Source organism: Nonomuraea helvata (assembly GCF_039535785.1).
GTDB lineage: Bacteria > Actinomycetota > Actinomycetes > Streptosporangiales > Streptosporangiaceae > Nonomuraea > Nonomuraea helvata.
The window spans coordinates 38,650-52,103 of the sequence record NZ_BAAAXV010000003.1; the positions used below are offsets into that span (position 1 = coordinate 38,650).

Consider the following 13,454-nt stretch of genomic DNA (forward strand, 5'->3'; position numbering starts at 1 on the left):
AATTCTTCATCGGGCTGGGCCGCCAGTCGAGCCGTGCGCCGCTCCCGTGCTCAGGGCCTCCGGCTCTCGGCGAGGACCTGCGCCAGCGCGTGGGAGGCCTGGCGGACCATCCCCGGGTTGGTGTCCCAGTAGTACGCCAGCGCGTTCACGGCCTGGGAGAGCGCCCAGCCCCGGCCGCGCAGCCACGACGCGTCGTCCACGCCGAGCTCGGCGTGGAAGCGCCGGCGGCTCTCGCCCGCGAACACGTTCCACGCCGGCTGGAGGTCGCAGGCGGGGTCACCCACGTTGAGTCCGCCGAAGTCGATGACCGCGGACAGGCGGCCGCCGACCACGAGCAGGTTGCCCGGCAGCAGGTCCCCGTGCACCCAGACCTCCGCGCCGTCCCAGACGGGGGCGCTGAGCGACTCCTCCCATGAGCGGAGGGCCGCGGCGCCGTCGATGCGGTCGCCGAGCTGAGCGATCGACCGGCGGACGAACTCGTCCCCTTCAGCGAGCGGAGCGCCGCGAGCGCCGCGGGGACGCGGATGGGCGCCGGCCTGGTCCACCTTGCGCAGCGCCTTGATGAACGCGGCCAGATCGACGGCCGCCTGCTCCAGGTCCGTGATCGTGCCGTTGGCGTTCGCGCCGGGCAGCCACTCGTACACGGACCACGTGAAGGGATAGCCTTCGGCCGGATCCCCCATGGCCAGCTGCACCGGGACGGCGAGCGGCAGGTGCGGCGCCAGCTTCGGCAGCCACCGCGCCTCCTTGGCCGCCTGCCCGGTGGCCCAGCCGATGCGCGGCATGCGCACGGACAGGTGGTCGCCCAGCCGGTAGATGTCGTGGTCTGTGCCGTAGGAGTCAACGGGTTCGATCCGCAGCCCGGCCCACTGGGGGAACTGTCCCGCGAGCAGCCGGCGAACCAGCTCGGCGTCGGTGTGGACCTCGTCGGCGTGCATCTTCGTCCTGCTCATCGCCGCCCATCCTTGACCGGCCGCGCCGGTTGCGGCAATCGGTTTTGGGTGGCGGGCACTCCCCGAAGATGGAATACTTAGCGTGTCCGTTCGAATACGAAGGGAAAGATTCCATGGTCGCCATGATGGAAGAGAAGCACCAGACGGAATCGATCTACGCGAAGCTCACGCGTACAGGGATGACCGCGCGTGAGCTGTTCGATGCCCTACCCCCCCCTCCCCGATCGCCGGGTTGAGGTCATCGAAGGGAAACTGCTTATGAGTCCTATGGGCAGCCCGGAGCACACCTGGATGGCCGTAGCGCTGGATCACGTCCTATGGCCCTTCTACCGAGAGCGAGGATGGCTGGGAGCCCCCGGCGGCCTGAACATCTGCATCGAAGGTCCGCGAGATTCTCTCGCGCCCGACTTCGCTCTCGTGCCGCCTGATTGCCCTCGGTGGGGTGTAGGAGAGCTGCTGTCGTCCGGGGTGCTGATGGTTGCCGAGGTCGTCTCTCCCAGCAGCGTCTACACAGACCGCGTGGAGAAGCGACGGACCTACGCGCTGGGCAGAGTGCCCATCTACGTGCTGATCGATCCGGTCGCCGACGAGCCGAGCGTGACCGTGTTCAGCGAGATCAAAGATGACGCCTATGAGGTGGCGGTCACCGAGCAGATCGGCGCACCGATCATGCTGCCCGCCCCGGTCGACTTCGAGCTGGACACCTCGATCTTCAAGATGTGACCTTCAGGGCGGCCTCCAGGAGGAGGGTGCCCGCGCCGAGCAGAGCCGCGTCCCGCCCCGCCCGCGCCGGGGCGATCTCCAGGTCCCTGGTCGCCAGCGGCAGGCAGCGTTCCCAGACCGCGGCCCTGATCGACGTGATCAACGGCTCCGCGGCCGACAGGCTCCCGCCGACCGCCACCACATCAGGGTTGAAGAAGTTCACCAGGACCGTGAGGACCTCGCCGATGCGGCGGCCGGCGGTGCGGACCAGGCTGGTGGCCTCCGGGATGGCGTCGTCGACCAGGGTGACGATGTCCGCCGTGCGGGTCGCCTCGATGCCGGACTCCTGGAGGGCCGCCATCAGCGCGGCGCCGCTCGCGTACGCCTCCAGGCAGTCCGGATGGCCGCAGGCGCACACGATCGACGAGTCCGAGCGGACCCGCACATGGCTGATGTCGCCGGCCGCGCCCCGGCCCCGGTGCAGGCGGCCGTTGACGATGACGCCGCAGCCGATGCCCGTGCCGGCCTTGACGACCATGAGGTTCTCGCTGCCGGGCCACCATCTCGCCTCGCCCGCCGCCATCAGGTTGGCGTCGTTCTCCACGAGGACCGGCAGGTCGTAGCGGGCGGCGAGGTGGTCGGCGACCGGGAAGCCGTTCCAGCCCGGCATGCGCGACGGGGTCACCACGCGCTGGCTGGACGGGTCCACCGGGCCCGGGATGCCGGTGCCCACCCCCCTGAGCGGGACGGAAGGGGGTACGTGGGCGGCCAGCAGCTCGTCGAACGCGTCCGCGATGCGGTCCAGGGTGGCCTGCGGGCCGTCGGCTATCTCGTAGCCGCGCTCCTCGATCACGAGCGGCGCGCCGCTGAGGTCCAGGAGGCCGAGCCGTACGTGGTGGGCGCCCAGATCGGCGACGGCCAGGACGCCGGCGCCGGGGGACAGGCGCAGGCGGCGGGGGCGGCGGCCGCCGCGCGAGGTGCCCGAACCCTCCTCGGCGAGCAGGCCCGCGTCGATGAGCTCCTCCACGCGCAGCGACACGCTGGACGCGGCCAGGCCGGATAAGCGGGCGAGTTCGGCGCGTGACTCGGCCTTGCCGGTGGCGACGAGTCGCAGCAGGTCGCCCTGTGCCCCCTGCACGGGCAGCCGCTGATTCATGTGAGATACCTACCACGTCCAGACTTACGACGACAACGTATTGACTTGCTACGAAATCTCCCACTACGGTCCGGCTTATCTTCGAAATCGAAGGAAGTGACCGTTCATGAAGAGGCTTGTCGCCGTCGCCGCCATCTCGCTCTTAGGGCTGGCGGCCTGTGGTGAGTCGAGTAGCCCCGCCGTGCCGGGGGAGTCGTCCCAGAAGGGCGGCGACGTGCTGGCCAAGGCGCCCGTCGCGGTGGCGGCCGACATCCTGCCCGGCTCCACCATGGAGAAGATCAAGCAGCGCGGCGAGCTCCTCGTGGGCGGCTCGCTGGATGCGCCCCTGCTCTCCCAGCAGAACCCCGTCACCGGCCAGGTCGAGGGGTTCGACGCGGACATGGGCAAGGCGCTGGCCAAGTACATCCTGGGCGAGCCCAAGGTGAAGATCGTCAACTCGGCGTCGGAGACCCGCGAGGCGTTGCTGGCCAACGGCACCGTGGACGTGGTGTTCCAGACGTACACGATCACGGAGGAACGGGCCAAGCAGGTCGCGTTCGCCGGCCCTTACTACACCTCGGGGCTCACCATCGCCGTGAAGAAGGGCGCCTCGGGCATCACCAAGCCGGAGGACCTGAACGGCAAGAAGGTCCTGGCGGGAGCGAACACCCCGGCCATCCCCGCGATCAAGAAACTGGCGCCGCAGGCGGAGATCATCACGTTCGGCAGCGACCCCGAGTGCATCCAGGCGCTCAAGCAGGATCGGGGCGTGGCCTACGTGCAGGACGAGACGCTGCTGATCGCGGACGCCCAGAAGGACCCGTCGATCCAGATCGTGACCAAGCCGTTCACCGTGGACCCGTACGGCATCGGGCTCAAGCACGGTGACGACCAGTTCAAGAAGTTCGTCAACGACTGGCTGAAGAAGACCCAGGATGCCGGGCTCTGGCAGGAGATCTGGAAGAAGTCCATCGGCACCGTCGTGACCGGTGAGCCTCCCCAGCCGCCGCAGATCGGCTCCGTGCCGGGGTCCTGATGTCCGTGCTCCTCGATCACCTGCCCGAGCTGTGGCAGGGGCTGATCGTGACGTTCCAGCTCACCGCCGCGTCGTTCGCCGGCGCGGCGGTGCTGGGGGTGGTCGTGTGCGCCCTGCGCGTCAGCCCCGTGCGGGTGCTGCGCGCCATCGGCACGGCGTACGTGGAGGCGTTCCAGAACCTCCCGCTCCTGGTGCTGCTCGTCCTGTCCTTCTTCGGTCTCCCGGAGATCGGCATCAAGGCCGAGCCGCTGGTCACGGCCATCGTGGTCATCGCCGTGTACGAGGCCGCGTACGTCGGCGAGGCCCTGCGCTCCGGCGTGAACTCGGTGGGCAAGGGGCAGGGCGAGGCGGCGCGGGCGATCGGGCTGACGTTCAGCCAGTCGCTCAGGCACGTCATCCTGCCCCAGGCGCTGCGCACGGTCGTCCAGCCGCTCGGCAACATCTTCATCGCGACCGCCATGAACACCGCGCTCGCCGCCGCCGTGGGCGTCGTCGACCTGACGGCCGCCGCCAACCGGGTGAACCTCATCGAGGCGCAGCCCATCCCGATCTTCGTGGGGGCAGGTGTGGCGTACGCGCTGATCGCCGCGGCGGCGGGGTTCGTCACCGGCAGGCTCGAACGCAGGCTGGTGATCATCCGATGAGCGTCCTCTTCGACGAGCCCGGGCCCAGGGCGCGCAGGCGCATCCGTGTCGCGACCGTGCTCGGCACGCTGGCCGCCGTCGCGCTCGCCGTGCTGGCGGTGCGGCAGTTCGCGGCGAACGGGCAGCTCGACGCCGCCCGCTGGCAGCCGTACGCGACCTGGCCCATGTGGCGATATCTCCTGACAGGTCTGTGGTCCACGTTCCTGGCGGCGGTCGTGTCGGCGGCGCTGTCCATGGCGCTCGGCCTGCTCCTGGCCCTCGGACGGCTCTCCGACCGACGCTGGCTGCGCCTCCCGTCGGCCGCCTACGTGGAGGTCGTCAGAGTCATCCCGGCGCTGCTGCTGGTGTACGTGGTGCTGTTCGCGCTGCCGCGCTACGGTCTGGATCTGCCGCTGTTCTGGAAGCTGTGCGTGCCCCTGACGGTGTCGAACGCCGCCGCCTTCGCCGAGATCTTCCGCGCCGGCATCAACTCCGTCGAACGCGGCCAGACCGAGGCGGGCCTGGCCGTCGGGCTCACCCGGCTCCAGACGATGCGCCTCATCGTGCTGCCGCAGGCGGCCCGCCGCGTGCTGCCGTCGATCGTCAGCCAGTCCGTCGGCCTGCTCAAGGACACCTCGCTGGGGTTCGTCGTCAGCTACGGCGAGCTGCTCTACAGCGGCAAGGTCCTGGCCGCCTACAACGGCCTGCTCATCCAGACGTACCTCGTCGTCGCGCTGGTCTACCTGGTCGTCAACGCGTCGCTGTCCAAGCTGGCCCGCACGCTGGAGTCCCGCCAGTCAGTCTCACTGAGAAGGAGAGCCGCACGTGCCTGACTACGCCGTGCTAGCCGAGGTCATCCGCTCCGGCTTCGTCGAGAGCGTCCACTACGGCAGCGCCGTCGGCCTGGACCCGTCCGGACGCGCCGAGGTGGAGCTGGGGAAGGTGGACGCGCCGGTGCTGCCGCGCTCGTCCGCCAAGCCGTTCCAGGCCCTGGCCTGCCTCACCGCGGGCGCGGCCCTGGCCGGGCCGCGGCTGGCCATCGCCGCGGGCAGCCACACGGGCGAGGACTTCCACGTGCGGCTGGTACGCGAGATCCTCGAGGACTACGGCCTGGACTTCGGCGCGCTGGCCTGCCCGCCGTCGTGGCCGGAGGACACGTCCACCATGTACGGGCTCGTCAGGCAGGGCGCGGAGCCCTCCCGCGAGCGCATGAACTGTTCCGGCAAGCACGCCGCCATGCTCGCCGCCGCCGTGGCCAACGACTGGGACGTGCCCGCGTACCTGTCGGCGGACCATCCCCTGCAGCTCCGGGTGCGTTCGGTCACCGAGGAGCTGGCGGGGGAGAAGGCCGCGCACGTGGCGGTGGACGGCTGCGGCGCGCCCCTGTTCGGCCTGTCGCTGACCGGCCTGGCCCGGGCCGTGCAGTCCCTGGTCCTGGCCGCGCAGGGCACCGCGCCACGCCAGGTCGCCGACGCGATGCGCGCGCACCCCGAGTACGTGGGCGGGAGCGGCCATCAGAACACCGAGCTGATGCGGGCCCTCCCGGGCGCCGTGGCCAAGGGCGGCGCCGAGGGGGTGCTGGTGGTGGCCCTGGAGTCGGGCCACTCGGTGGCGGTGAAGGTCATCGACGGCAGTCCCCGCGCCACCACGGCCATCGCCCTTGCGGTGCTGCGGCGCATGGGCTGCGACGTCACTCCGGCCGCCGCCTTCGAAGAGGTGGACGTACTGGGCGGCGGCGTGCCGGTGGGCCGGATCGTCGCGACGGCGGAGTGAGGCCGGCGTGAGGCCGGCGTGAGGCCGCCGTCAGAGCGGCCCGCCGCAGCCTTCCGTGAGGCCCTTGGCCGGGCTCTGGCTGGTCTTCTTGGCGGTCGCCGACTTCTTGGGAGACGGGGTCGGCGAGGGTGAGGGGGCGGCGGAGGCGGCGACCGGGGAGTCGGCGTGCGCCGAGTCGCGCAGCGCCTTGCCGGCGATGTCGCGGATCTTCTCCCAGTCGGGATAGCCGGTGCTGATCAGCGGAGGCACGAACTGCACGCTCGTCACCTTCGCGTTCTTGACCTTCAGCGCCAGCGGCACCAGGTTCTTGAGCATCGACCGCGGGATGTCGGTCCTGATCAGCTCCTTGGTGGCCAGCGCGATCCGGTTGAACCTGGCCAGCACCGTCGCCGGGTCCGCCTGGTCGAGCAGCGCGCCGAGCACGCAGCGCTGGCGGCGCATCCGGGTGTAGTCGTCGCTGTAGGTGCGCGAGCGGGCGTACCACATGGCGTCGGCGCCCTTGAGCTTGCGCGTGCCGGCCTTGACCAGGCCCTCGTTGTACTTGCCGAACACCACGTCCTGCTCGACCGTGATCCGGACGCCGCCGATGGCGTCGATGAGCCGGGCGAACCCCCACATGTTGACCAGGGCGTACCAGTCGACCTTGACCCCGAGGGTGTAGCCGATGGTGTCCATCAGCACCTTGGGGCCCTGGTGCTGCCTGCCGCCGAAGAGCTCCGGGTGCGCGTCGGCGTACTCCCAGACGCTGTTGAGCAGGTCGCTGCGCCCGCCTCCCGGGTCGGCCGGGAGCCGGAAGCCGCCGGGGAACTGCTGGGCCATCGGGGTGCCGGGGCGGAAGCGCACGTTCTCCAGGTTGCGCGGCAGGCTGAACAGCACGGTGTTGCCGGTCCGCACGTCGACGCTGGCCAGGTTCATGCTGTCGGTACGCACGCCGATGCGGTTGTCGTCGGCGTCGCCGCCGAGCAGCAGGATGTTGACCCGCTGCCGCCCCGCCCACGGGTCCTCCGGCTTCTCCCCGGCGGCCGCGGCGGAGGAGGGCGTGTCGGACGGCGTCTCCTGGAAGATGTCGTTGAGCGTCTGCCGCGAGGTCCACACGGCCTGCGCGGTCCAGCCGAACGGGAGCACCATCACGACGGCGAGCAGCCCCGCCAGCGTGCCGCTGAGGATCTGCCCGGACTGCGGCAGCCGCCCGGGACGCAGCACGATGAACGAGTGCACGATCAGGGCGAACCACGCCATCCCCAGCACGGCGGCGCCCACCATGATCGCCGTCAGCCAGGAGTTCTCGGTCAGCGAGCCGATGAGGTTGTCGGTCGTCAGGCCCAGCGCGAGCAGTGCCAGCAGCCCGGCGATGTAGCAGGAGAGCAGCACCAGCCCGGTCTTGCGCCAACCGGCACGCAGATGGGCGGCTCCGGGCGCGAGTGCCGCCAGCACCAGCCAGCCGAGGACCGCTCCGGCACTCGCCGGTTCCTTTGCCTGCCGCACGCCTTCCCCGTTTCCCCGAACTCCACGCAAAATCTCAAACCCCATGGAGGTGCTTACCGTAGGCCTCAATTGAGGCGGCAGCCTACGCACCGAATACGAAATATGTCTTTATCGGAGCATGAACATCAGTAGCCAAACAGACAGCATTGAGATCGTGCGAGGTCGCCGACGGGATCGCCATCGTCACATTGAACCGCCAGGAGCGGCCGAACGCCTTCCCCTTTACGATGCGCGGGCGATCAACGGCCGAAAGTAAGCAATGGTGTGCCGCCCGATGTCCCGTCATGGCCGGACAATCTCTATGGTGTCTAACATGTACGAGATCACCGTGCTGAACATGCCGGACGACTTCGAGGGCGAGGTCGTCGCGACGCTGGTCGCCAGGAAGGCCGGATCCCGCAGGGCAGTGCTCTACCTGCACGGGTTCACCGACTACTTCTTCCAGGACCACCTGGCCGACCACTACGTCCAGCGCGGCATCGACTTCTACGCGCTCGACCTCCGCAAGTACGGCCGCTCGTTACTGCCGCACCAGACCAGGGGCCTGATCAGGAGCGTCACCGACTACTTCCCCGAGATCGACGAGGCCGTCCGCGTCATCCGGCAGGACCACGACGAGCTGACGATCAACGCCCACTCCACCGGCGGGCTCGTCGCCTCCCTGTGGGCCGACCGGGTCCGCGGCCGGGGCCTGGTGGACGGGCTGGCGCTCAACAGCCCGTTCTTCGACCTGAACGTGCCCGCCCCGCTCCGGCTGGCCGCCGATCTGCTGAAGACGCCGCTCTCGTACACGAAGAGGGCGCTCCCGCTGGGCATCAGCACGGCCTACGGGCAGACGCTGCACCGCAGCGAGGGCGGCGAGTGGGACTACGACCTGACGCTCAAGCCCCTCGAGGGCTTCTCGGTGCACGCCATGTGGCTGGCCGCCATCCGCAGGGCGCAGCGGCGGCTGCACGCGGGGCTCGCGGTGGACGTGCCCGTGCTCGTGCTCGCCTCCAGCAACGGGCTCCGGGTACGCGACTTCGTACCGGAGGCCCGCTCGGCCGACATCGTGCTCGATCCGCGGCAGATCGCCCGCTGGGCCACCTCGGTGGGCCCGCACGTCACCTGCGTGCGCATCCCGGACGGCGTACACGATCTCGTGCTGTCGGCGGAGCCGGTGCGCAAGCAGGTGTTCACCGAGCTGGATCGCTGGATGAACGCGTATCTTGGCCCGCGTTCGGCGGACCAAGACAGTTGACGCGCTCCCCGGCGTGAACGCCGGGGATTCTGAGGCTTTGACGCCACGTCCTGCCCGCCGCACCCGGGGATTTGTCATGGAATTTCGGATTATGGGGGCATTGTCGGTACGTGACGGCGCCGAGGATCGCACCCCCACCGTTCCGAAGCACCGTGACCTGCTGGCGATGTTCATGCTCAACGTCCGCCGCCCGCTCACCGTCGAGCGGCTGCGACAGCTGCTGTGGCCGCTGGAGGAGGGCGACCGGTCAGACTCGCTGATCCGCGGCTACATCGGCCGGCTCCGGCAGCTGATCGGCAAGGACGTCATCACCACCGTGTCCGGCACGTACACGCTGGCCATCGACGACGATCAGCTCGACGTCGGCCGCTTCCGCCGGCTCATACAGGAGGGGCTGTCCGGGCGTGACGGCGGGAAGCTGCGCGAGGCGCTGGACCTGTGGCGCGGGCCGGTTCTGGCGGACCTGGACCCTGACGCGAGGCGCTGGGCCGAGACCGGGCGGCTGCGCGAGGAGCTCGAAGAGCTTCGCCTGCTCGCCCTGGAGCGCCGGATCGAGCTCGACCTGGACGCGGGCCGGCACCGCGAGGTGCTGTCCGAGGTGCGGAGTCTGGTAGCGCAGTACCCGCTCTGGCAGCGTTTCCGCGGCCAGTTCATGCTGGCGCTCTATCGCAGCGGGCGGCGCGTGGAGGCGCTGTCCGCATACACGGCGCTGCGCGACGAGCTCGACGGCGGGCACGCCATCGAGCCCGACCCCGAGCTGCAGCTGCTCTATCACCGCATGCTGCACGACGACGTCATGCTGCATGTCTCCGCGGGCCCGCCGGTGCTGTTACCGCGGGACGTCGCCCACTTCACCGGCCGCGCCGACCTGCTCGACCAGGTGTTCTCCGGCCTGGTCGTCGTGCACGGCCCGGCCGGGGTGGGCAAGTCGGCGCTCGCCGTGCGCGCCGCGTGGCGGCACAGGGAGCGCTTCCCCGACGGGATCCTGTACGCGGACCTGCGCGAGTCCACCCGGCCCGGCGCGATCCTGGAGGACTTCCTGCGCTGGCTCGGCTGCCCGGCCCAGGCGGTACCGGCATCGGAGGGCCAGCGGCAGCGGCTGCTGCGCACGTACACCGCCAACCGCCGCATGCTCGTCGTGCTGGACGACGCCGCCGACGAGTCCCAGGTACGGCCGCTGCTCACCTCGTGCCCCACCGTGATCACCAGCCGGTCGGCGCTCGGCGGGCTGACCGGCGCCGTACGGCTGCCGCTGGGCGTCCTGGACGACAACGAGGCCCGTGACCTGCTCGTCAAGCTCATCGGCGAGGAACGGGCGGACGACGGCGGGGTGCGGGAGCTGATGCGGTTGTGCGGCGGGCTGCCCCTCGCGCTGCGCATCGCCGGATCCCGCCTGGCCACCAGACCAGGCTGGACCCCTGGCTACCTCGCGGGCCTGCTGGAGGACGAGTGCGGGCGGCTGGACCGCCTTCACTCGGGCGACCAGACGGTCCGCAGCGTGTACGCGGTCGGCTACGAGGGCCTGTCCACGCCGGCGCGCCGCATGCTGCGGCTGCTGGGCGCGCTGTCGGCCCCCGAGGTCGCCGACTGGGCCGCCCAGGTCTTCGGCGACCAGGCCGACACGCTCGTGGACGCCGGCCTGCTTGAGGCGCACACCGTGGACGTGGCGGGCCAGGTCCGCTACCGCATGCACGACCTGACCCGGCTCTACGCCCGTGAGCGGCTGGTGGAGGAGGAAGGCGTGCATGCGGTACGGGACGCGCTCGCGCGGCTCCAGGCCGTCGTGATCGCCCGGGTGCAGGCGTCCCGGTTCCCGCTGGTCTCCGGTGAGCCGACCATGCGCAGCCTCGTGACCAGGGACATCAAGGAGTCGGTCGAGTGGCTCCTCGCCGAGCGCGCGTTCCTCGCCGCCCTGGTCGGCGACCTGTACGAGGCCGGGCTCGACGAGGGCGCGTGGCGGCTCGCGCATCTGCTGGGCCCGTTCCTGGAACGGCGGCGCTTCCTGGACGACTGGCGGCCGGTCGCCGAGACCGGCCTCGCGGCGGCGCGGCGCGCGGGTGACGCTCGCGCCGAGGCCCTGCTCCTGCGCGACCAGGGCGACCTGTGCCGGGCCGAGGGCCGGTGGACGGAGGCGCTGGATCTGCTCACCCGGGCGCTCGGGGCGTTCACGAGCCTCGGTACGTCCAGCGGCAAGGAGGCCGCGCAGGTCCGGCGCAGGATCGGCCAGGTGTACCTGGAACAGGGCCGTCTGGACGAGGCAGAACGCCAGCTGACCTCCTCTCTGCACGCCTTCAGCGGCGGGAGGGCCGGCGCCGAGGCGCAGCAGGCGCTTGGCGCGGTGCTGCGGCGGGCCGGCCGCCCCGACGAGGCAGCCGACCGGCTCGCCGCCGCCGCGGGCTTCTTCGATGCTCTGGGCGACCGGCACCGGCACGCCGACACCCTGCTGGAGCTGGCCGCGGCACGGCTGGCGCAGCGGCGGGTGCCCGACGCCAGGGACTGCGCGCAGCGGGCCAGGTCCATCGCCGTACGGCTCGGCGACCGGCTGCTGGACGCGCACGCGCTGCTGGCGCTGGCCCGGGTCAACCGGGCTGAGGGCGACCGCGACGCGGCGCGCAAGCTGGCCGAGGACGCGTTCAAGATCTTCGACGGAATCGCCGACGAACCCGGCAGGGCGACCGCGCTGGACCTACTCGCCGCCCTGGTGTGACGGCCTGGTGTGACGATCGGGTGTGACGACCTGGCGTGACGGCCTGCTCTGACGGCTCAACATCGCCTCAACACGGCCTCAACATCACCCGCACTAGCTTCCTCTTGTCAGTCCAATGGACACGTGAGAGAGGAAGATCACGATGGCGTTCATCACCTTCCGCACCTCGATCGCCGCCCTGGTTGTCGCCGGTGCCGCGACAACCGGTCTCGCGGCCCTCCCTGCCGTAGCGGCTGCTTCGGGGGCGACCTCGGCGTCCGCGATGGGGACCGCCTCCGGCTCCTGCAGCAAGGGCGGCCCGTACATCAACTTCACCGCGCACTACCACAACAGCAGCCGGTACCACGTCTTCACCAAGTTCTCCTGGACGATCGGCGGGAGCGGCGTGCGCAACAAGAACAACGTCGAGTTCCGGGTGAAGCACGACAACCGCCTCGGCCACGACCCGATCTACTGGACCTGGAAGTCCCCGGACAACATCCGCAAGGGGTACTCCGAGGTCAACTCCGGCACACAGAACGGCGGGAACCCGGTCCCGAGGAGCGGCATCAGGGTGCCGAAGAACAAGGCGGCGTACGTGGAGTTCAAGGCCGTCTTCGACAAGAGGGGCACCGACCCGCGCTGCGCCGGTCACACGCGCAACGTCTGATCCCGTTCGCTGAGGCAGGGGCCGTGTCCTCCAGGGCGCGGCCCCGGCCGGTCGAGGGAGGTTCTCATGCGTCGTCGTCGGATGGCGTTCGCCGGTCTCATGGTCGCGGCGGTTCTCGCCGGTGGCTGTGCCGCTGTGGAGCCGGCCCGTCCGTCCTCTCAGCCGTCGCCCGCCCCGTACGGGACCGGCCCGATGATCGTCGCGGTCTCGCCCGATGGTGTGGTGGTGGCGGATCCCGGCAGCGGATCGTACCGGGGCTACTCCTCGCGCGGGGAGCTGCGCTGGACGGACCGGGAGGCGTACCGCCAGGACGCGGACGCCGTCTGCGCGGCGCGCTGCCCTGACGCCGTGCTGTCCGCGCCCGCGGGCGACGTGCCGACCTGGCGGCGGCCGATGGGGCGCGCCGCGCTGGTGGGCGGTGCAGGGAAGCGGGTGCTCAGCGTACGGGGGCCGTCGGACGCTGTGCTGGCCGAAAACGCGCCGGGGAAGGGCGGCTGGCTCACCGTGCTCAGGAACGGCGTGAAACGAACGCGGATCCCGATCTCCAGCGCGGCGGGACTCCTCTGGGTGGAGGACCCGGTGCGGTCGGCCGCCCTCATCGCGTACGACGACCCGGACGTCGCGGGGGCCGACATCCGCTGGTTCCGGCGCGACCGGCACGGCTGGCGGCCGACTGGACGCACGGCGCCCGCGGCGGGCGTGTGGGGGGCCTGCCTGGCGGACGGCGGCGACCTGACGGTGCTCACCGGCCCCAGCGCGCGGATGCTGGTGAACGGCCGCACAGTGCCGCTCCGGACCGACCTGAGGGTCGCCGCCGAGTGCGCGGCGGGCCGGGACGGCGCGGTCGTGCTGGACCGCTGGGTGGACGAGCGGGGCGTGCGGCACACGGCCGTCCGGGGTGTCGGTGTGGACGGGCGTCAGATCTGGGGCAGGGAACTCGCCACTGAGACGACGGTCGCCGCCGATCCGGACGGTCGCCGGTTCGCGCTGGTCCACGATGGGACGGCGGAGATCGTCGATGCGCGGGGACGTACGACATCGCGGTTCGGCGGGGTGGTGGCCGCCGCGTTCGCGAGGAAGGGCGAGCTCGTCACATTGGACGCAGGAGCACGGCCTGGACGTCTCACACTTGGTTGAGCGGATCAGTACCG

General features: G+C 70.8%; 12 protein-coding genes. 9 read left to right on the forward strand and 3 right to left on the reverse strand.

Annotated features, from left to right (window positions below):
• Window positions 1-50: 50 nt before the first annotated feature.
• Window positions 51-953 carry an aminoglycoside phosphotransferase family protein gene (locus tag ABD830_RS18860; RefSeq protein WP_344988794.1) on the reverse strand — a complete coding sequence of 301 codons (903 nt, stop codon included), beginning with the start codon at window positions 951-953 and terminating at the stop codon, window positions 51-53.
• A 201-nt stretch (window positions 954-1,154) separates the two neighbouring features.
• Between ABD830_RS18860 and ABD830_RS18865 the strand changes: the two genes are divergently transcribed.
• Entirely contained in the window at window positions 1,155-1,676 is a 522-nt protein-coding gene (locus ABD830_RS18865) for a Uma2 family endonuclease (RefSeq protein ID WP_344988887.1), read from the forward strand.
• On the opposite strand, the gene ABD830_RS18870 is transcribed toward ABD830_RS18865, so the two are convergent.
• A complete protein-coding gene (locus ABD830_RS18870) occupies window positions 1,666-2,811 on the reverse strand; it encodes an ROK family transcriptional regulator (protein WP_344988796.1) in 1,146 nt (381 codons plus the stop codon). The genes ABD830_RS18865 and ABD830_RS18870 overlap by 11 nt on opposite strands.
• A gap of 106 nt (window positions 2,812-2,917) precedes the next feature.
• Between ABD830_RS18870 and ABD830_RS18875 the strand changes: the two genes are divergently transcribed.
• The 4 genes from ABD830_RS18875 to ABD830_RS18890 are packed head-to-tail and all read left to right on the forward strand — an operon-like array spanning window position 2,918 to window position 6,222.
• Window positions 2,918-3,826, forward strand: coding sequence for a glutamate ABC transporter substrate-binding protein (locus ABD830_RS18875; protein WP_344988798.1), 909 nt, complete (start codon window positions 2,918-2,920; stop codon window positions 3,824-3,826).
• Window positions 3,826-4,470 (forward strand): amino acid ABC transporter permease, encoded by a 645-nt coding sequence (locus ABD830_RS18880; protein ID WP_344988800.1) that lies wholly within the window; start codon window positions 3,826-3,828, stop codon window positions 4,468-4,470. Before ABD830_RS18875 ends, ABD830_RS18880 begins: the two co-directional genes overlap by 1 nt.
• Complete coding sequence (locus ABD830_RS18885; protein ID WP_344988802.1) at window positions 4,467-5,282, forward strand: amino acid ABC transporter permease; 816 nt, start codon at window positions 4,467-4,469, stop codon at window positions 5,280-5,282. Before ABD830_RS18880 ends, ABD830_RS18885 begins: the two co-directional genes overlap by 4 nt.
• A complete protein-coding gene (locus ABD830_RS18890; RefSeq protein WP_344988804.1) occupies window positions 5,275-6,222 on the forward strand; it encodes an asparaginase in 948 nt (315 codons plus the stop codon). Before ABD830_RS18885 ends, ABD830_RS18890 begins: the two co-directional genes overlap by 8 nt.
• Window positions 6,223-6,252: 30 nt before the next feature.
• Here ABD830_RS18890 and ABD830_RS18895 read toward each other — a convergent pair whose 3' ends face one another.
• Entirely contained in the window at window positions 6,253-7,707 is a 1,455-nt protein-coding gene (locus ABD830_RS18895) for an LCP family protein (RefSeq protein WP_344988806.1), read from the reverse strand.
• 313 nt (window positions 7,708-8,020) lie between these two features.
• Here ABD830_RS18895 and ABD830_RS18900 point away from each other — a divergent pair, with 313 nt between their 5' ends.
• From ABD830_RS18900 to ABD830_RS18915, 4 genes are all read left to right on the forward strand, one after another.
• Entirely contained in the window at window positions 8,021-8,947 is a 927-nt protein-coding gene (locus ABD830_RS18900; protein ID WP_344988808.1) for an alpha/beta hydrolase, read from the forward strand.
• A 76-nt stretch (window positions 8,948-9,023) separates the two neighbouring features.
• Entirely contained in the window at window positions 9,024-11,654 is a 2,631-nt protein-coding gene (locus tag ABD830_RS18905) for an AfsR/SARP family transcriptional regulator (RefSeq protein ID WP_344988810.1), read from the forward strand.
• A 142-nt stretch (window positions 11,655-11,796) separates the two neighbouring features.
• Window positions 11,797-12,303, forward strand: a complete 507-nt coding sequence (locus tag ABD830_RS18910) for a hypothetical protein (protein ID WP_344988812.1) — start codon at window positions 11,797-11,799, stop codon at window positions 12,301-12,303.
• A gap of 66 nt (window positions 12,304-12,369) precedes the next feature.
• Window positions 12,370-13,440, forward strand: coding sequence for a hypothetical protein (locus ABD830_RS18915; protein ID WP_344988814.1), 1,071 nt, complete (start codon window positions 12,370-12,372; stop codon window positions 13,438-13,440).
• Window positions 13,441-13,454: the final 14 nt, after the last annotated feature.